The organism is Thalassovita sp. ABM4_323, assembly GCF_056158665.1.
In genome coordinates, this window is sequence record NZ_JBSWTS010000007.1 from 1,573,156 (window position 1) to 1,592,009 (window position 18,854).

Consider the following 18,854-nt stretch of genomic DNA (forward strand, 5'->3'; position numbering starts at 1 on the left):
CTCGTCGGCGGCCTTTGGCCTTCTCCTCGGGTGGGCGCCCGGGTCAGCGGTCGAGTTTCGTCGAGAGGTGGATCAGGCTTTCGGAGCCGCGCACGCCCTGAACATCGCCGATGTGATCCAATACGGTGTCCAGTTCCTCGGTTGTGTTTGCGGTGACGTTGACGATCAGATCAAAGCGTCCGCTGGCGGTGTGGACGGTGCGGATCTGCGGCAGAGGTTTCAGGCGGGCCAGGACGGCGGCGCTGCTGCGGGGTTCGACGCTGAGCAGGACGGTGGCCTGCAACCGGGTGTGCTGGCTGGCGCCGAGTTTGAGCGTGTAGCCCGCGATCGTGCCGTTGTTTTCCAGACGCTCCAGGCGCGCCTGGACGGTCGTGCGCGCCAGGCCAAGTTTGCGGGCCAGGGTGGCCACGGGTGTGCGGGCGTTTTGGGCCAGAAGGGTCAGGAGTTCTGTATCAGTTTTGTCGTTTTGCATGCTAGTTTGGTCATTTAGATGAATCCTATCGTCATTATAGGCGATGTGACTGTCTGAATCGACCAAAGATTGCGCCAGCATAGAGAAGAGCGGCGGACGGCCGACAGAGACAGGAGAGACCCCATGCATGTGCACCCCCTATGGCCAGACCCGTTGACGCATTTGCGCAGGCATCGCCCAGACCATGCGGTGATGTATTTCAGCCCGGCCAGTTTGCAGGCGCAGGCGCGCCGGTTTCTGACCGGTTTTCCGGGGATGGTGACCTATGCGGTCAAAGCCAACAGCCGGGCGGATGTGCTGGTGAACCTGTTGGCGGCCGGGGTCGAGGGGTTTGATGTGGCCTCGCCCGCCGAGATGGAAGCGGTGCGTGCCCTTAGCCCGGACGCGGCCTTGCACTACAACAACCCGGTGCGCACCCCCGCAGAGGTCGAGGCCGCGCGGCGCTTTGGGGTCGTGTCCGCCTCGGTCGACAGCCTAAGCGAGCTTGAAAAGCTGGCGCCGCTTGGTCCGATTGAGGTAAGCGTGCGGCTGGCTTTGCCTGTCGCTGGGGCGGCGTATGATTTCGGTGAGAAATTCGGCGTTGGGGCGGACGGCGCAGTTGCGTTGCTGCAAGAGGTGGTGCGCCGGGGGCATCGGCCCGCGATCACTTTTCATCCGGGCACGCAATGTCGCGACCCCGAAGCCTGGGTGAGCTATATCCGCGTCGCGGCCGAGGTGGCGCAGCGCGCGGGGGTCGATCTGGACCGGCTGAATGTTGGGGGTGGATTTGCCTCGCATTGGCAGGGGCCAGCGCCGGATCTGGAACGCGTGTTCCAGCGGATCGGCGAGGCTGTGGCGCAGCATTTCCGGGTGTCACCGGCCTTGGTATGCGAACCGGGGCGCGCAATGGTGGCCGAGGCCTTCACACTGGCCACGCGGATCAAGGCGCTGCGGCCCAACGGAGCAGTGTTTCTGAACGATGGCATCTATGGCGCGCTGTCTGAATTGCGCGATATTTGCGGCAATGACCGGGTGCAGGTGAGGGCACCGGACGGGACGGCGCGCAGTGGTCAGCCGGTCAAACGTGTTGCGTTCGGACCCACTTGTGACAGCCTGGATAAGCTGCCTGATCCCATCGCCTTTCCCGACGACACAGCCGAGGGTGACTATGTGCTGTTTTCCGGAATGGGGGCCTATTCGCTGGCCATTGCGACGCGGTTCAACGGATATGGCGTGGGGGATCCGATCACCGTTGCGTCGCTTTAGGCCCAAGGCTCTGGACAGGGCGAATTGGGGGGCTACTCTCGTTTTTGAGGGAAGCGAGAGGGCGCGCGATGGAGAAGTTCGGGAAAAGCCAGCCAATCACACGGGTCGAGGATGCCAGATTTCTGACCGGTCATGGTGGCTATGTAGATGATGTGACGCCAGACGGAGCGTTGCGCTGCTTTGTGCTGCGCTCGCCCGTGGCGCATGCCAAGATCACGACGCTGAATGTCGAAGACGCGCTCGAGGCCGAAGGCGTGCATCTGGTGCTGACCGGTGCCGATCTGGTGGCGGCGGGGATCACCGGATCGGTTTGGGGCATCACCGTGAAAAACCGCGATGGGTCCAACGCGGCCAGCCCCGCGCGGCCCATTCTGGCGCTGGACAAGCTACGCTTTGTCGGCGAACCCATCGCGATGATCTTTGCCGAAACTCTGGATCAGGCCCGCGATGCGGCCGAACTGATCGAGCTGGATTTCGACGAGCTGCCCGCCAAGATGGACATGGCCCCGGGTGGCGAGGCGCTGCATGACGATGTGCCGGACAATCAGGCCTTCGACTGGTCGATGGGGGACGAGGCCGCGACGCAAGCCGCCTTTGAGCGCGCCGCGCGTGTGGTCGAGATGGAGATTGGCGACAACCGTGTCATCGTGAACGCGATGGAGCCTCGGGGGTGTTTTGCCGAATATGATGGGGATCGCCTGCATATCAGCTTTAACGGGCAGGGGGTCTGGGGACCCAAGGCGCAGATCGCGCGGGCGCTAAAGCTGGACCCTGACAAATTGCGTGTCACCCATCCCGATGTTGGGGGTGGCTTTGGCATGAAATCCCCCGCCTACCCGGAATACTATGCGCTGGGCCATGCCGCGATGGTGCTGGGGCGCCCTGTGCGCTGGATGTCGGACCGGACCGAGGCCATGCTGTCCGACCACCACGGCCGCGATCTGGTCAGCACCGCCGCGCTGGCCTTCGATGAGGCGAACAAGATCATCGGCTACCGGGTGAAAACGCTCTGTAACCTTGGGGCGTATAACTCGAACTTTGGGCAGATCATCCAGACGCAGCTATTCTCGCGGGTGTTGATGGGTACTTATGATGTGCAGGACACGTTCCTGCATGTGGAAGGGTTCTATACCAACACGATCTATGTGGATGCCTATCGCGGTGCGGGCCGCCCCGAGGCGATCTATGTTCTGGAACGCCTGATGGACATGGCCGCGCGCGAATTGGGTGTGGACCCGTGGGAGCTGCGTAAGCGCAACTTCATCCAGCCCCAGCAGTTCCCTTATAAGGCCGCGACAGGTGAAACCTATGACGTGGGCGATTTCGCCCGTGTGCTGGACCGCGTGGCCGATTTGGCAGATCGCGACGGCTTCACGGCGCGCAAACAGCAAAGTGAAGCACAGGGCAAATTGCGTGGTCTGGGACTGTGTTACTATATTGAAAGTATTCTGGGCGATCCTTCCGAGGGGGCCAAGGTTGAGTTTAACAAGGACGGAACCGTGACCATCTATGTCGGCACGCAATCGAACGGGCAGGGCCATGAAACGGTCTATGCCACGTTTCTCAGCGACCAGACCGGCATTCCTTTGGATCTGATCCAGGTTGTGCAGGGCGACAGTGACCGCATCAAACAGGGCGGGGGCACGGGCGGGTCCCGCTCGGTCACGACGCAAAGCAACGCCACGCTGGCCACCGTCGGTAAAATGATCGAGGTTTTCACGCCCTATCTGGCCGACAAAATGGGGGTCGCGCCCGAAGATGTCAGCTTTGACGATGAAACCTTCCGCGCGCCGGGGTCGAACATGACCCCAACGATGCTGGAGGCGGCGCAGATGGCCCGCGCAGATGGGCGAGACGATCTGTTGGTGCACGAAGAACGCGCCACGCTGCCGGCGCGCTCCTTCCCCAATGGCGCCCATGTGGCCGAGGTCGAGGTAGACCCTGAAACCGGCAAGACCGATCTGGTGCGCTATTCGGTGGTCGATGATTTTGGCAATCTGATCAACCCCTTGCTGGCCGAAGGCCAGGTTCATGGCGGTGTCGTTCAAGGTGCTGGCCAGGCGCTGATGGAGCACACGGTCTATGACGAGGATGGCCAATTGCTGACCGCGACCTTCATGGATTACGCGATGCCGCGCGCGGGGGACATGCCGTTCATCGCGTTTGATACGGAACCCGTGCCCTCGACCGCGAATCCGATGGGGATGAAGGGCTGCGGCGAGGCCGGAACGGTCGGATCAATGGCCGCAACAACCAACGCTGTGCTGGATGCGCTGTGGGATCGCGGGGTGCATCATGTGGACATGCCACTGACCCCACTTCGAGTTTGGGAGTATCTGGAGGATGCTAAAACGACTGGGTAAACGTCTGCTGGGCCGCATCTGGCCCGGCCTGCGCGAGGGGCAACCGGCCCCCCGCCCCGACACGCGCGGGGCGCTGACCCATGTCATCATTCTGGACGGCACGGCCTCGTCCCTGGTGCCCGGGTGCGAAACCAATGCGGGCCTGACCTATCGTTTGCTGTCCCAGGTCGGGGCGCCCGTCTCGTTGTATTACGAATCCGGCCTGCAATGGGAGGATTGGCGTCAAACGCTGGACGTAATGATGGGGCGCGGGATTAATCGCCAGATTCGCCGCGCCTATGGCTATCTGGCCAGCCGGTATCGCCCCGGTGATCGGATCATCCTGCTGGGCTATTCGCGCGGGGCCTTTGCCGTGCGCTCGTTGGCGGGGGTGATTGACAGCGTCGGCCTGTTGCGGCCCGAACATGCCACGGAACGTCAGGTCACGCAGGCTTATCGCCACTATCAGGTGACGCGCGGTAGCGACGCGTCACGGACCTTCACCCGACACTATTGTCATGACCGGGTCGAGATTGAGATGGTCGGCGTCTGGGACACGGTGAAATCGCTGGGCCTGCGCCTGCCGGTGCTGTGGAAATGGTCCGAGCCGCATCACTCGTTCCATGATCATGCGTTGGGGCATTCGATCAAACACGGTTTTCATGCTCTGGCCCTGAACGAATCCCGCGAGGCCTTTGCCCCTGTGATGTGGGACAGCAGTGATGACTATCCCGGCCATATCGAGCAGGTCTGGTTCACGGGCAGCCATGGGGATGTCGGCGGACAGGTCGGCAAATTCCCCCAGGCGCGTCCCCTGTCGAATATTCCACTGGTCTGGATGCTGGAAAAGCTGGCCGCCTGCGATGTACCGCTGCCCGAGGGATGGCGCGCCCAGTTCCCCTGCGATGCGCAGGCCCCTCGGATGGGAACCTGGCGCGGGGTGGGGAAACTGTTCCTTCTGCGCCGCAAGCGGATTGTCGGGGCTGATCCCTCCGAGCGTTTGCATGAAACCGTAGCACCCGAGGTGAACGGGCCCAGTGTTGCCCGCCCCGCCTAGCGGATTTTCATCACGATACAGGTGGTCGAGCCTGTGGCGTACAGCTTGCCATCCTCCACCCCTCGGATTTCGCCATTGGCGATCCCGGTTGAACGGCCCACATGTTGGGCCAGGCCAATGGCCTCGATTTCGGTGCCCAAGGGGATCGGGCGCAGGATATTTATCTTATATTCCAACGTGGTATAGACACTTCCCTTGGGCACCTTGGTCATCACCGCGCATGCCATACAGCTGTCCAGCAGGGTGCCATACCAGCCGCCGTGAACCGTGCCCATCGGGTTGGTAACCTCAAATTCAGGGATGCCGCGAAAGATCACGCGGCCATCTTCGACCTCGGCCAGACGATATCCCATCAGGTGGGCAATGGCTGGGCCTGCGATCTCGCCCCGCACCATTTTCTGCATGGTTTCCAGCCCCGACATGGACAGCATTTCGTCCTGCGAGGGTAAATCCGCTGCTGATTTAGCCACCTTGCGTACCGGCATCGCGCGTCTCCGTTCATCATTCGCATGTGAATGGTGGCGCGGAGCGATCAGACAGGCAAGAGGGCGTTACGCAACGTTTTCCAGGCTGGATTTGGGCGCAACACCCAGGGCGTGACACACGTCGCGGGTCAGCTCGGGGCGGTTCAGCGTGTAGAAATGCAGGCTGTCCACACCGCCCTCGATCAGGTCGCTGCACAGCTCGGTCGCCAAGGCAGTGGCCAGCAGATCCTCGCGCCCGTCACGGGCCGCCTTTTCAAACGCGTCGTCCAGCCATGCGGGCACATCAGTGCCGCAACGGCGGGCAAAGTTGCGCGCGCCTTTCCAGTTCTCGATCGGCAGGATGCCGGGGATGATCGGCTTGTCGATCCCGGCCTTTTCACAGGCATCGCGGAACCGGAAGAACGTGTCGGCCTCGAAGAAGAACTGAGTCAGCGCCTCGTCCGCGCCCGCATCGAATTTGCGTTTCAGATAGTCCACATCTGCAGCGCCATTGGGGGCCTCGGGGTGCTTTTCAGGATAGGCGCCCACGCGGATCTTGAATTTGCCGGTCTCGGCCAGGGCCTCGATCAGCTCGACCGAGCTGGCGAACCCATCGGGGTGCTGCTGGAACGCGCCGGTGCCCTTGGGCGGATCGCCCCGCAACGCCACGATTTCGGTCACACCGGCCTCGGCGAACTGATCGGCGATGGCCAGGGTTTCTTCGCGGGTGGCGTTCACGCAGGTCAGGTGCGCCGCGACGTTCAGGCCCGAATGCTTGTGGATCGTGGCCACGGCATCGCGGGTCAGATCACGGGTGGTGCCGCCCGCACCGTAAGTCACAGACACGAAGCGCGGGGCCATCGGGGCCAGAACCTGCACAGTATCCCACAGGCGGAACGACGCCTCGAGGTTCTGAGGCGGGAAGAATTCGAAAGAAATCGCAGGCACGGTCATCGGTCTATCCATATCTAAGGTGGTCCCCCTTGTCGCAGATTCCGCTTTGTGAGACAACTTCATAAAACTAAAGGTCAACTTGAGTCCCGCTCATAATGCATATCGAAATCCGCCATCTGCGCACCGTCAAAGCCATTCACGAGGCCGGCGGCATGGCCCGCGCTGCTGAACAGCTGAACATCACCCAGTCCGCTTTATCTCATCAGATCAAGCACCTGGAGGACCAGACCGGGGTCGAGCTGTTCGTGCGCCGCTCGAAACCGCTGAAACTGTCGGCCGCCGGGATGCGTCTGTTGCGCACCGCCGATAACATTCTGCCCGAGCTTGCCCGACTCGAGGAAGAGTTCAACGGAATCATCTCGGGCAAGGCGGGGCGGCTGCATATCGCCATCGAATGTCATGCCTGCTTTGAATGGCTGTTCCCCGTGCTCGAGCAGTTCCGCAAGGCCTGGTCGGACGTTGATATCGACATTCGTCCCAACCTGGCCTTTGACGCGCTGCCTGCACTGGTCAAGGAAGAGGTTGATCTGGTGATCTCGTCCGACCCCGAGGATATCCCCGGCGTCGAATTCATTCCGCTGTTTGATTATTCGCCTGTTTTCATCGCCTCGGCGCAGCATCCACTGGCGCAGAAAGACTATGTCGAGGCCGAGGATTTTCGGGGCGAGACGCTGTTTGCCTATCCGGTGGACCGCTCGCGCCTTGATATTTTCAAACTGTTGCTGGAACCGGCAGGGATCGAACCCGCCGCCATCCGCCGGGTCGAACTGACCCCAATGATGTTGCTGTTCGTTGCCTCGAACCGGGGCGTTGCGGTTCTGCCTGATTGGGTGGTGCGCGAGGTGAAATATAACTCGGACTATGTCACCCGTCCGATCACCAAGAACGGGCTCAACCGGCGTCTGTATGCCGCTGTCCGATCCGAAGACGCCACGCGGCCCTATTTCGCGCATTTCACAAGGCTGGCCCGCACCGAAGCCGTGAAATTACAACGTCAATAACACCGAACAATCAGCGCTTTGCCCTTGGCAAACAGGGCGTCGGGGGGTATAGGCGCGGCTTGGATACTCAGGAGCCGACCGATGCAGGGCAGTGCGAATCTCAACATCATGATCAAGGCCGCGCGCAAGGCGGGCCGTTCGCTGGTCAAGGACTTCCGCGAAGTCGAAAATCTGCAGGTCTCGATGAAGGGCGCCGGGGACTTTGTGTCCAAGGCTGATCTGGCCGCCGAGGCGATCCTGAAAGACGAGCTGCTGGGCGCGCGTCCGACCTATGGCTGGCTGGCCGAAGAAGGTGGCGAGATCGAGGGCCAGGACCCGACCCGCCGCTGGATCGTGGACCCGCTGGACGGCACCACCAACTTTCTGCACGGCCTGCCACATTGGGCGATCTCGATCGCGCTGGAACACAAGGGCCAGATCGTTTCGGGCGTGATCTATGACGCCGCGAAAGACGAGATGTTCTATGCCGAAAAAGGCATGGGCGCCTGGCTGAACGACAGCAACCGTTTGCGCGTGTCGGGCCGTGCCCGCATGATCGAGTCGGTGTTCGCCACCGGTATCCCGTTTGCGAGCAAGAACACGCTGCCAGCGACCCTGCAAGACCTGGCGCGGATCATGCCCGAATGCGCCGGCGTGCGTCGTTTTGGGTCGGCCGCGCTGGACATGGCCTATGTCGCGGCTGGGCGCTATGACGGTTATTGGGAACGCGAGCTGAACATCTGGGATCTGGCAGCAGGGTATCTGATTGTGCAAGAGGCCGGTGGTATGGTCGGCCCGATCCGCGACGGGCATGACCCGCTGAAGAATGGCAACATTATTGCCGCGAACGGTGACATCTTTGACCGGTTCGCCAAGATCGTGCGCGCCCGCGACTGAATTTCCTGATCCATTGGGGCGCGCTGACGCGCGCGCGGATATCTCGGCCGTGCGGCCTCGGGGGTGAGGGGCGCTGCCCCTCTGCGCTGCGCGCATTCACCCCGGGGTATTGGGGCCAAGAAAAAGCTATTTGCGACGGCGTTTCACTGTCGGGATTGAAGACGGGGCAAAGCGGTATTCGGCCTCGGGGTGGGGCGGATGGCCCTGGGTGCGGTTCCAGTAGTCGGGACCGCCGCGTTTCAGCCAGACAGGCAGGGTCAGCAGGAAGCCGATGACAAAGCCGCCGGCATGGGCCCAATAGGCGACGCCGCCGGTTTCCGGGTCGGCCCCGGTGCCCGAGAAGAGTTGCAGGGCGAACCACAGGCCCAGCATTACCCAGGCAGGGATCGAGAAGATGCGGAAAAAGATAATCAGGATCAGCAGGATGTCGATTTTGGCTTTGGGGAAGAGCAGCAGGTAGCCCCCCATCACGCCCGCGATGGCGCCCGAGGCCCCGACGGTGGGGACCATGGAATAGGGGGCCGAGATCACATGGGCCAGGGCTGCGCCCAGACCAGAGGCCAGATAGAAGAGCAGGAAACCGACATGGCCCATCTCTTCTTCCATGTTGTCGCCGAAAATCCAGAGAAACAGCATGTTGCCGGCCAGGTGCATGAAGCCTCCGTGCAGGAACATCGTGGTGAACAGGGTATCATAGCGATAGCCTTGGGCGATATTGGCCGGGATCAGGGACCAGTCGGCAAAGAAGGCGTTTAGGGCGCGAGGCTCGGAAAACAGGCTGACATAGCTGAGGAACACGGCCACATTCACCACGATCAGCGCGTAGGTGACGAACGGAGTGCCTTGGGACGGGTTGTGGTCTCGGATCGGGAACATGGGCGCACGATTGATCGTTTTGAGGGGCGGGTCAAGGTCGTTGGGTGACTTGACCGGGATCGGAATCGCCCCATCATTTGGCTATGCGCTACGCTTTGGTCATTGCAGCAAGTTTGATGGGGGCGCCCGCTTGGGCCTGTCCGCCAGCCTTGGATCATACGCAGGCGTTGGCGGCCTTGATCGCGGACGCCCAAGCCACAACGAGCGAGGCCGACGGGCGGGTGATCTCGGACAGAATGTGGGCCCTTTGGACCAAGGCGCCAGATGCGGCCGCGCAGGAATTGCTGGACAGCGGAATGCGCAAGCGGGGGGTGTATGATTTCCTGGGGGCAATTCAGGAGTTTGACCGGTTGATCGGCTATTGTCCCGAGTATGCCGAAGGGTACAACCAGCGTGCCTTTGTTCGGTTCCTGCGCCAGGAATATGAGCTGGCGCTGGCCGATCTGGATCAGGTGTTGCGCCTGTCTCCGTCCCATATTGGGGCTCTGTCCGGCAAGGCGTTGACCCTGATCGGGTTAGGGCAGGTCGAAGCGGGCCGGGCGGTATTGGAAGAAGCCCTGAAGCTGAACCCTTGGTTGCCTGAACGGCATTTGCTGCCTTCTTTGAAAGGGGAAGAGCTGTAGCAACATAGTGATCGCTTGGGGTGCCCAATGGGCGCGCGGCGTCGGATCGGCAAGTCGGCACCATCGCGAAGCGCTGCGTGTTTTTTCGGGCTCAGACGGTATGGGGAATCGAAAAGAACCCGGTTCTTTTTGCGCCGTCGCCACCCAGCAAAGGTCGCGGTTTTCGTTCATGCGATGCGTATTCTTTGGGCTATCAGCGCCCTCTGACCAAAATTTTTAGTCAAGAAATCGGCAAATTCTGTCAGCACGCCAAATCTGGTTGACCTGTTTTTCTGCGCTCGCACGATAGATTTCGCGACTGCAGCAATGTCGGTGCAACTTCGCGCATCTGGGTCGATGACCCATCAAAGGGCAATGACGCTCTCACCTGCCATTTCGTGAAAACGAGGTGGTTCCTGTGGAGATATGCTCATGCCTAACGCCGACGCATCCATTGTTCTGGACACCCCAACCGGCCTTGAATCGCAAGGTCAGGCACCCGTCATAGTGGTGGGTGGTGGTCCTGTCGGGATGCGTTGTGCGACCATTCTTTCGCGGCAAAACATTCCGGTCGTCGTCCTGAGCGCCGAGCCCTACCAGCCCTATAACCGGGTGCGGTTGACCCCATTGCTGGGCGGGGATGTGCAGTTCGGAGAGATCGCGATCGCGCCGCCAAAGGTCGAAGGATTTTCGCTTCAAGTGGGTCAAACGGTGAAGCGTGTAAACAGGGAAGACAAGACCCTCGTTACCGCCGATGGGCGTATCTGGTCCTATGACAAGCTGATCCTGGCCATCGGTTCGAATGCCTTTGTGCCTGCCATTCCGGGCGCAGACCTTTCGGGCGTATTCACTTTCAGGACGGCGGTCGATACCTCGGCGCTTTTGGCGCGCTCGATTTCGGCCAGACATGTTGTGGTGATCGGGGGCGGACTGCTGGGTCTAGAGGCCGCGCGGGGCATGCGCAAGCATGGCGCCAAGGTGACAGTTGTCGAACACGAAAGCCGTCTGATGCCGCGGCAGTTGGATCTGGCCTCGGGCGAGATCCTGGCAGAGAAAATCCGCGAACTCGGCGTCGACGTGCGCACCGGCGTAGCGGTGCGTCACATTCAGGGATCGCACAAAGTTGAACGGATCGAGCTGGCCGACGGTACGTTCCTGGACACGGACACCGTCATTATCTGCACTGGTGTACGGCCAAACATCGAATTGGCAAAGGGCGCCGGGTTGGCCTTTTCGCGTGGAATTGTGGTGAACGACCAGATGCGCACCAGTGACCCGGACATTTATGCAGTCGGGGAATGCACCGAGCACGCCGGGCGGGTGTATGGTCTGGTCGGGCCCGGATACGCGCAGGCTGATGTCGCGGCCGCTCAGATCGTTGGGGATACGGCCGTTTTTCAAGAAACCAGCCCGACCACAAAACTGAAGGTAATCGGCGCGGATGTGTTCTCGGCCGGGGAAATCGAGACCCTAGAGGCCGCCCCCGGTATTCGCAGCCACGTGTGGTCTGACGGGTCCAACTATCGGCGTGTGTTCATTGACCGGGGCAAGCTGGTCGGCGCTTTGGCTGTTGGCAAGTGGGAACAGGCCAACCGGGTTCAGGACGCGGTGCAGGCCAATGCCACCGTGTATCCCTGGATGGTGTACCGGTTCCGTCGAAGCGGTGACATCTGGTCAGACGCGCCCGTGTCGGTTGACGAAATGTCGGATGACTCGATCATTTGCAACTGCACCGAGGTCTCGTGCGGCCAATTGCGCAAGGCGCGCGATTGCGGACACAAAAGCGTCCCGGCTCTGGGGCTGGAAACCGGGGCGGGCACCGTGTGTGGGTCCTGTCATCCCCTGCTCGAAGAGCTGTTGGATTCCGGGGCACCGCCCAAACCAGTGCGGCATTGGCAAACCCTGCTAGGTCTGTCGGGTCTGGCGACTCTGGGGGCGTTGATCCCAATATTGCTGGGGGCTGTGCCGCTTCCCAGCAGCTATGACGCCGAAAGCCTGCGTGTCTGGCTTTGGCGCGACAATATCGTGAAACAATGGAGCGGCTTTATCCTGTTGGCCGTGACGCTGGGCGCCTTTGTGATCGGGCTGCGCAAACGCATCCGCTTCTTTGACCGGCTGGGATCCTACGATATCTGGCGGCTGGTTCACCTGGTGATCGGTGGCCTCGCGCTGGCCGGGTTCGCGGCCCATACCGGGTTTAGCCTGGGCAGCAATCTGAACCTGTGGCTTGCGTTTGGGTTTCTTGCGACCATCGGTCTGGGCGCGCTGTCGGGCTTGGCAACCGGCGGAGATCACGAGCTGCGCGCCCGCCAGATCGGATCTGCCAGAAAGCCGTTTCGCCGGATTCCCGTCTGGCTCCATATCCTCGTCGTTTGGCCGTTGCCTGTGCTGATCACGGTTCACGTACTGGCGTCCTATGCATTTTGAGGCGGATGAATGACTTTGAACAGACTTCTCTGGATCTTGTGGGTGGCCGGTACGCTGGCCATCGCAGGCGTGGCGGTGACCCGGATCTATATCGCCGGGGACCGCACCAGCCTGCTGCCGGGTCAGACGGATGGCGTGCATCATCAACTGGAAATAGCGTGCGAGACCTGCCACACCGCAAAACCCTTTGCAAGCCAGGCTAAGATTAAGAAAAACCTGAATAAAACCTGTGTGACCTGCCACAAAGAAGAGCTGAAGGCAGCGAATGACAGCCATCCGATCAAGAAGTTCAAAAACCCGCGTATGGCGGCCTATTGGGATAAGGTGGATGCGCGGTTCTGCACCACATGCCATTCGGAGCACGAACCGGAAATCACGCTGACCGGGTTGTTGACCCTGCCGGGCGACTATTGCGTTGCCTGTCATTCCCAGGGTGACCAGGATGTGCGCGTCAACCGGCCCTCGCATGCGGAACTGACCTTTGACACCTGCGCCTCGTCGGGGTGCCACAATTATCACGATAACCGGGCTTTGTACGAAGACTACCTGGTGAAACACGCAGCCCAGCCAGACATTCATCCCGTTCCGGTATCCCCCGCCCGCGCGATGTCGCGGGAACGCGAGCGCCCGAACATGTCCGAGATCCAGACCTACCTGGCCTCGGTCAACGCACCAGAGCAGGCCAACGACCCCGTTGTGGCCGAACATTGGGCCGGATCGGCCCATGCCAGCGCCGATGTGACCTGCAAAAGCTGCCATGCGCCCAAGGCCGAGACTGCCTCGGCGGTGCTGTCAGATTGGATCGAGAAACCGGGCGAAGAGGCCTGTGCCTCTTGTCACAAGGCCCAGGCCAAGACCTTTGCTCGCGGTCGCCATGGCATGAGCCGTCACCCAGATATCGCCAAGCCCCGAAAAACCAAGACCATGCTCAAGCAGCTTGGCGTCAAGAAACCCTCGCCAGAGATGGTCGAAACGATCGAGGCCTATCTGGAAGATCCCGCCCCCGCACCGCAAATGTCGACGGCGAAGGCGCGGGTTGCCCTGGCACCCGAGCTGATGGATCAAACCGTAACCTGCAATTCCTGCCACAAACCGCACGCGCAGGATCTGACTTATGCGCAGGTTGATGGGTGCTTGTCCTGTCACGCGGACGATCACAGCCTGGCCTATCAGTCCAGCCCACATTTCGAGCTCTGGCAGCAAGAACTGTCCGGCGATCTGCCTGCCGGATCCGGCGTTACTTGCGCCAGCTGCCACATGCCCAGCGAAATCAAGAAAAAGCACGTTCTGACCAATCACAATCAAAACGACACCCTTCGCCCCAACGAGAAGATGATCCGCGCGGTCTGTATGGATTGCCATGGGCTTGGCTTTGCCATCGACGCGCTGGCCGATCCGGCGCTGATCGCCAACAACTTCTCGGGACATCCCATTGCCCATATCGAAAGCATCGATTGGGCTATTAACCGCGTGGAGCAACCGGCCTCCGTTAGCACCGATTGACCGGCTGCCCACGCACCTGCAACCCACAGAAAGGCACAGGAGATAAACATATGGCCAAGTTTTCAGGGAAAATCAAAGGGGCCGTTGCAGGCCTTGCACTTGCTGGCACCACCGCTGGCGCAGTTCAGGCTGAAGGGATGGAATACCAGACGGTATCTGACCTGTTGCACCTGGTGATGAGTTCGGACCGTACGGTCTATACCAAGATGATCGTGAACCGTCTTCAGAACGAAGAAGGCGTGATCAAAGCTTCGGAGCATTTCATCGACGACAAAGCGCTGGTCCTGCCTGCTCAGATGTTCCGTTTCGGCGCCGAGATGGTGGCCGAGGAAACCGATGCGTTCAGCTATTCGCTGCTGTCGCTGTGGCCGATCAACAAACAGAACGCGCCCACGACTCCGCTTGAAAAAGAGGGCCTGGAATACATCGCCGAAAATCCTGGCGAGAACTTCTATGGCGAAGAAGAACTGGGCGGTGAAACCTATTTCACAGCCGTCTATCCGGACGTCGCTGTCGCGCCGGCCTGCTACAAATGTCACAACGACCACAAAGACACCCCGAAAAACGACTTCGAGGCGGGTGATGTCATGGGCGGTGTCGTCATTCGCATCCCGATGGACGGATGATGCGCCTGGGGCAAGCCACCACTCTTTGTGTCGCCTTGGGACTACTCCCCGGGGCGGCGCTTGGTGACATGACCTTGTCCGACGTCGTTTCGCCGAAGGGCCTGAAAGGGTTTGTAAGGGTAAGCCGGTTGCCTGTTCCCACCAGTGAACCGCTTGCCCAAGGGCGCAAGATCTGGGGCAAGACATGTTTCAAGTGTCATGGTGGCAACAAGGCAATCGGCGCGCCGAAAATCACATCGACCGATGCCTGGGCGCCTCGGATCGACAAAGGGGTGGATGTTCTGTTTGCCAATGTGCTGACAGGCTTTACCGGCCCGACCTATTCGATCATGCCGCCGCGGGGTGGCACGACTCTGGACGACGATGAACTTGCCCTGGCACTGGCCTTTATGGTCTGGGCCAGCGGTGGGGCCGATGCGGCCCAGGATTTCATCTCTGCCAGATCCCCAAAAACCAATGAGGAAGACAATGACACCTGAACAGATTGACCTGGTCCAAGGCACGTTCAAAAAGGTTGCGCCGATCGCGGATGCGGCAGCCGACATATTTTATGACCGCTTGTTTGAAATCGCACCGGATGTGCGCTCGCTTTTCCCCGAGGACATGTCCGATCAAAAGAAAAAGCTGATGACCATGATCGGCGTGGCCGTAAACGGGCTGAAGGATCTGGAGGCCATCGTGCCCGCCGTCCAGGAACTGGGCGCGCGCCACAAAGCCTATGACGTCAAAGAAGAACATTATGATGTCGTCGGCAGTGCCCTTCTGTATACCCTTGGCAAGGGGCTAGGTGATGACTTCACCCCCGAGGCAGAAGCCGCCTGGACCGAAACCTATGGCATCCTGGCGGGCGTGATGATCGAGGCCCAGAAAGCCGCCTAAGCGCAGGCCGAAATCTTGTTTCACCGGGTCAAGGCCTGGTGAAACGCCGGTCATATCTGGGCGGCGATTTCTGCGCGATTCTGGCAGACAATATCTGATTGAAAAGGCTTGGTACGGGCGGGGGGACTTGAACCCCCACGGGCATATGCCCCACGGATTTTCGTACCATCTACGGCTTTCGCCGCCGCCCCGAGGGGCGTTTGTGGTCTGGACTATCCCTTCACCCTAGCCGAAGCCTTAGGCGCTGCCCGTCTAGTCTCTACACCTTCCCCGAAGGGCTTGGCTCGGGATTGCCATTTGACAGGTTTCCCCGAATTTGAGCAGGTCTACGCTGGAGTTTCCAACCAGCGCACTCAATCATTTAAGTCCGATGCGTCTACCATTCCGCCACGCCCGCACGCTTCATCTCGTATAGACGCAGCGTTGCAGCGCGCCAAGCGGAAATTCGGCGTCTGCCGGTCTGGAAATGACTTGGGACAGGAGGGACCGGGTTAGACTGTTGTCTCATTAAACAATATCGCCAAAACGCGGGTTGCCGGACGTAAGGTAACTTCAAGGTCAGAAAAAAATCCTGTTGATCAACTCGCGGGGATGTGATCGTCTGACGATCAAGGCACGGCAGGGTCCGATCCCGTGGTGTAAGATCGATCCTGTCGAATGTGACGCCCGTGGGCGCGATGCCACTTACCCGACGCATTGAGGGGTGCGAAGGGTCGGGGAAACCCGAAATGGCATAGGTGGGACGTGGATGTCAGGCCTACCGACCGCATTTGTGGTTGGACAAAGCACGACGCGGGAGCTGGGAGGTTCCCGCGTCAGCTTTTGCGGGGTCAGACATCCATCCAGATCGTGACCGGCCCATCATTGACCAACGACACGGCCATATCCGCACCGAATTTTCCGGTCTCAACCGGGATTCCTTCCTGTGCAAGTTTGGCTGCGAAGTAGTCATACAGGCGTTCGCCCTCGGCAGGAGGGGCAGCGGCGGAAAACCCGGGACGGTTCCCGCGCGCGGTGTCTGCCGCCAGCGTGAATTGGCTGACCACCAGCGCCGAGCCACCGATATCGCGCACCGAGCAGTTCATTTTGCCAGCACCGTCCTTGAATATCCGCAGCTTGGCGATCTTGGCGGCCAATTTGTCGGCCTGCGCCTCGGTATCGCCCTGCATCGCACAGACCAGGATCAAGAGGCCCGGCCCGGTTTGCCCGATCACCTGATCCTCGACTGAGACCGAGGCCGACGTCACCCGTTGCAGCAATGCTCTCATCTTGCGTCCTTCCGGGTCTATTTGTGCCAGGTGATTACGTCGTCCACATCCGCGCGCTCGGTGCGAAAGCTGTTGGCAGGGTGGTCTGTGTCTTCATATCCGAACGAGATCGCGCACAGGATATGCCGCGTTTCAGGGATATCGAAAAACGCGCGCACCGTGGGCAGAAACCCGGTGATGGCGGCCTGCGGGATGCTGGCGACGCCAGCCGCTTCGGCTGCAATGGTGAAGGCCGCGATAAACCCACCCGAAATCCATGGCACCATAGGGGCCCAGGTCCACCTCGGAGGTCACAATCGCCACGTGCGGCGCGTCGAACAGCGCATAGTTCCGCTTCATCTGTTTGGCCGTGGCTACGCGGTCGCCCTTGGCAGCGCCCACAGCGTCATACAGCTGGAACCCGCATCTGCGGCGCCGGTCCTTATAGACCCCGTCGTATTTCGTGGGCCAGGCCAGATCAGGTGGGCTGACCGAACCGGCTGCGGCCTCTTGCAGCATGGCCCGAAAGCGGTCGGTTTCGGCGCCACAGGTTACATGGATCCGCCAAGGTTGCGCATTGCACCAGGTCGGCACCCGTGAGGCCGCGATGGTGATCTTTTCGATCACCTCTTGCGGGACCGGATCAGGTTTGAAGCCGCGGCAGGAATGGCGGCGATGCATGAGCGCGTTAAAGGTTTCGAAATCTTCGGTCATGGCCCCTCCCAAAGGTCATGTCATTGATTTTGTGCGATGAAATAGCCCGCGATCCCGGCAACGATCAGCCCCAGGATCACAGCAAAGGTGATTTTCCATGCCGACCAGGGGCGTTCCCCCTGCACCCGGCCGGTCTGTCCGTTCACCACAAAGCGATAGGTTTTCCCACGATATTTATACGCCGCCAGCCAAACCGGCAGCAGCACATGTTTGAAGGTCACATCGCTGATCTGGGTCTGGATATCGTGGATACGCTGTTGATCCCCGCCAATGTCGAAGCGCACATCGCGCTCGATCACCCGGTTCATCTTGGCACGGGCATGGTCAAAGCCCTCGTCCAGTTCGATCGCATAGCCCTCGGCGCGAAAGCCGGCCAGGAATTGCGGCTGATAGGGCTCTAGCGCGGACAGATCCCACGGTTCCAGCGCGTCGGTATATCGGGCGGGCAGGCTGCGCGAGGCCAGAACCAGCACATCGTCAAAGAACCGCGCAACGCGCCCCGAGGCCGGGCGCCAGCGGATTTTCGTGACGGTGACTTTCTCGCGTTTGCCATCGCGCATCACCGTGCGGGTTTCCTGATACCGGGTGCCCCGTTCGCCGCGATAGCGCGATTTCGTATCCGCATCAAAGGTCCAGTAGGGCACATAGATGCCATCCATCTTGCGGCCTTTGCGGGCGTATTCCTGCAACCCGTTGGGGGCGAACCACAGCTTCCCCAGCCAGCGGGTCATGGCGACGCGCGCTTGTTTTTCGTCCAGATCAAAGGGCAGCACGCCACGCGGCTTGATATGCCGGTGCGTGCCAGTGTCCGTCACCACCGGGGTTGCGCAGAAGGGGCATTCCAGCGCGTGATCGACCTCGTCAAATTCGACCTGAGCCCCACAGTTTGGGCATTTGGTGACGCGGGTTTCCTCGATTTCCTGCGCGGGCAACAGGTTGTTCAGCGCCTGTTTGAAATCCAGCTCGCGGATCGCACCCCCTTGCCAGGGGCCCTCGCCATGCACGGGTTCACTGGCGCCGCAATGATCGCAGATCAGTTGCGATCCCCCAGGGTCAAACCGCAGGTCCGCGCCGCATTGATCGCAGGGAAAACGGTGTTCATTCATCGGGTTATCGGACATTTTTGCGCTCGGCATGTTCAAAGCTGACCACCTGTGCAACGGTCTGCGCGGACGGAGAGGTAAACCGGATCACGTGGCAAAACAGCCGCGTGCCCTGACCGGGCCGTGTCACCAACCCCGAAGCTGTGCTGACCTTACCTTGGCTAACTATCTGATCAATGTGAAGCACGTCGCATCTGGGCAGATTGGCGCGAGTGGCCTGGATGGCTGCGCGCCCCAAAACGGTCCCCTCGGTTCTTTCCCATACAGCGCCCTCTGAAAGATAGTGATCTGGCAGCTCACCCGCTCCGGTTAGCGCCCGAGTGATTTCCTCGATGCGCTTGTTTTTTTGGGGGGGCTTTCCCTTGGGATTGCATTGATTGCAAGGAAAACGATGTTCTTGTTCGGCACTGCCCAGTGTTTCATTCCTTGTTAGATGTGCACGGTACACTTTCTAACAATAGACCTG

18 protein-coding genes and 1 tRNA gene are annotated in these 18,854 nt (G+C 60.5%); 11 read left to right on the forward strand and 8 right to left on the reverse strand.

The features are described from left to right. Nucleotides 1-43 precede the first annotated feature (43 nt). Nucleotides 44-472 carry an Lrp/AsnC family transcriptional regulator gene (locus ACXADQ_RS10230; protein ID WP_475319825.1) on the reverse strand — a complete coding sequence of 143 codons (429 nt, stop codon included), beginning with the start codon at nt 470-472 and terminating at the stop codon, nt 44-46. Nucleotides 473-595: 123 nt separating this feature from the next. Between ACXADQ_RS10230 and ACXADQ_RS10235 the strand changes: the two genes are divergently transcribed. The 3 genes from ACXADQ_RS10235 (at nt 596) to ACXADQ_RS10245 (ending at nt 5,116) form a co-directional block, all read left to right on the forward strand. After that, nucleotides 596-1,717, forward strand: a complete 1,122-nt coding sequence (locus ACXADQ_RS10235; protein ID WP_475319828.1) for a type III PLP-dependent enzyme — start codon at nt 596-598, stop codon at nt 1,715-1,717. Nucleotides 1,718-1,785: 68 nt separating this feature from the next. Continuing rightward, nucleotides 1,786-4,080: a xanthine dehydrogenase family protein molybdopterin-binding subunit gene (locus tag ACXADQ_RS10240; protein WP_475319831.1), complete on the forward strand. Its 2,295-nt coding sequence runs from the start codon at nt 1,786-1,788 to the stop codon at nt 4,078-4,080. Further along, nucleotides 4,061-5,116 carry a DUF2235 domain-containing protein gene (locus ACXADQ_RS10245; protein WP_475319835.1) on the forward strand — a complete coding sequence of 352 codons (1,056 nt, stop codon included), beginning with the start codon at nt 4,061-4,063 and terminating at the stop codon, nt 5,114-5,116. Before ACXADQ_RS10240 ends, ACXADQ_RS10245 begins: the two co-directional genes overlap by 20 nt. Here ACXADQ_RS10245 and ACXADQ_RS10250 read toward each other — a convergent pair. Both ACXADQ_RS10250 and metF read right to left on the reverse strand, forming a co-directional pair. Next, nucleotides 5,113-5,601: a PaaI family thioesterase gene (locus ACXADQ_RS10250; protein WP_475319838.1), complete on the reverse strand. Its 489-nt coding sequence runs from the start codon at nt 5,599-5,601 to the stop codon at nt 5,113-5,115. The two genes, ACXADQ_RS10245 and ACXADQ_RS10250, sit on opposite strands and share 4 nt — an antisense overlap. Before the next feature lie 66 nt (nt 5,602-5,667). Continuing rightward, entirely contained in the window at nt 5,668-6,534 is an 867-nt protein-coding gene (gene metF / locus ACXADQ_RS10255; protein WP_475319841.1) for a methylenetetrahydrofolate reductase [NAD(P)H], read from the reverse strand. A 95-nt stretch (nt 6,535-6,629) separates the two neighbouring features. Between metF and ACXADQ_RS10260 the strand changes: the two genes are divergently transcribed. Both ACXADQ_RS10260 and ACXADQ_RS10265 read left to right on the forward strand, forming a co-directional pair. After that, nucleotides 6,630-7,535: a LysR family transcriptional regulator gene (locus ACXADQ_RS10260; protein ID WP_475319844.1), complete on the forward strand. Its 906-nt coding sequence runs from the start codon at nt 6,630-6,632 to the stop codon at nt 7,533-7,535. 81 nt (nt 7,536-7,616) lie between these two features. Beyond that, nucleotides 7,617-8,411 carry an inositol monophosphatase family protein gene (locus ACXADQ_RS10265; protein WP_475319847.1) on the forward strand — a complete coding sequence of 265 codons (795 nt, stop codon included), beginning with the start codon at nt 7,617-7,619 and terminating at the stop codon, nt 8,409-8,411. Between the two features lie 126 nt (nt 8,412-8,537). On the opposite strand, the gene ACXADQ_RS10270 is transcribed toward ACXADQ_RS10265, so the two are convergent. Next, a complete protein-coding gene (locus ACXADQ_RS10270; protein ID WP_475319849.1) occupies nt 8,538-9,287 on the reverse strand; it encodes a rhomboid family intramembrane serine protease in 750 nt (249 codons plus the stop codon). Nucleotides 9,288-9,403: 116 nt separating this feature from the next. Between ACXADQ_RS10270 and ACXADQ_RS10275 the strand changes: the two genes are divergently transcribed. The 6 genes from ACXADQ_RS10275 to ACXADQ_RS10300 all read left to right on the forward strand — a co-directional run bounded on the left by ACXADQ_RS10275 (nt 9,404) and on the right by ACXADQ_RS10300 (nt 15,324). Then, complete coding sequence (locus ACXADQ_RS10275; RefSeq protein WP_475319852.1) at nt 9,404-9,910, forward strand: tetratricopeptide repeat protein; 507 nt, start codon at nt 9,404-9,406, stop codon at nt 9,908-9,910. A gap of 411 nt (nt 9,911-10,321) precedes the next feature. Further along, entirely contained in the window at nt 10,322-12,316 is a 1,995-nt protein-coding gene (locus ACXADQ_RS10280) for an FAD-dependent oxidoreductase (protein WP_475319855.1), read from the forward strand. Between the two features lie 9 nt (nt 12,317-12,325). Continuing rightward, complete coding sequence (locus ACXADQ_RS10285) at nt 12,326-13,819, forward strand: ammonia-forming cytochrome c nitrite reductase subunit c552 (protein WP_475319858.1); 1,494 nt, start codon at nt 12,326-12,328, stop codon at nt 13,817-13,819. 50 nt (nt 13,820-13,869) lie between these two features. Further along, nucleotides 13,870-14,445, forward strand: coding sequence for a Tll0287-like domain-containing protein (locus ACXADQ_RS10290; protein WP_475319862.1), 576 nt, complete (start codon nt 13,870-13,872; stop codon nt 14,443-14,445). Nucleotides 14,446-14,513: 68 nt separating this feature from the next. Further along, nucleotides 14,514-14,924 (forward strand): c-type cytochrome, encoded by a 411-nt coding sequence (locus ACXADQ_RS10295; protein ID WP_475319866.1) that lies wholly within the window; start codon nt 14,514-14,516, stop codon nt 14,922-14,924. After that, nucleotides 14,914-15,324 (forward strand): globin family protein, encoded by a 411-nt coding sequence (locus tag ACXADQ_RS10300; protein ID WP_475319867.1) that lies wholly within the window; start codon nt 14,914-14,916, stop codon nt 15,322-15,324. Before ACXADQ_RS10295 ends, ACXADQ_RS10300 begins: the two co-directional genes overlap by 11 nt. A gap of 109 nt (nt 15,325-15,433) precedes the next feature. Here ACXADQ_RS10300 and ACXADQ_RS10305 read toward each other — a convergent pair. From ACXADQ_RS10305 to ACXADQ_RS10320, 4 genes are all read right to left on the reverse strand, one after another. Then, nucleotides 15,434-15,576: transfer RNA gene (locus ACXADQ_RS10305), tRNA-OTHER, on the reverse strand. A 578-nt stretch (nt 15,577-16,154) separates the two neighbouring features. Beyond that, complete coding sequence (gene dtd / locus ACXADQ_RS10310) at nt 16,155-16,592, reverse strand: D-aminoacyl-tRNA deacylase (RefSeq protein ID WP_475319872.1); 438 nt, start codon at nt 16,590-16,592, stop codon at nt 16,155-16,157. Between the two features lie 132 nt (nt 16,593-16,724). Then, nucleotides 16,725-17,285 (reverse strand): nitroreductase family protein, encoded by a 561-nt coding sequence (locus ACXADQ_RS10315; RefSeq protein ID WP_475319875.1) that lies wholly within the window; start codon nt 17,283-17,285, stop codon nt 16,725-16,727. Nucleotides 17,286-17,305: 20 nt separating this feature from the next. Further along, the gene (locus tag ACXADQ_RS10320; protein WP_475319876.1) at nt 17,306-18,421 is read right to left on the reverse strand and encodes a TFIIB-type zinc ribbon-containing protein; all 1,116 of its coding nucleotides are present in this window, start codon (nt 18,419-18,421) and stop codon (nt 17,306-17,308) included. Between the last annotated feature and the right edge of the window lie 433 nt (nt 18,422-18,854).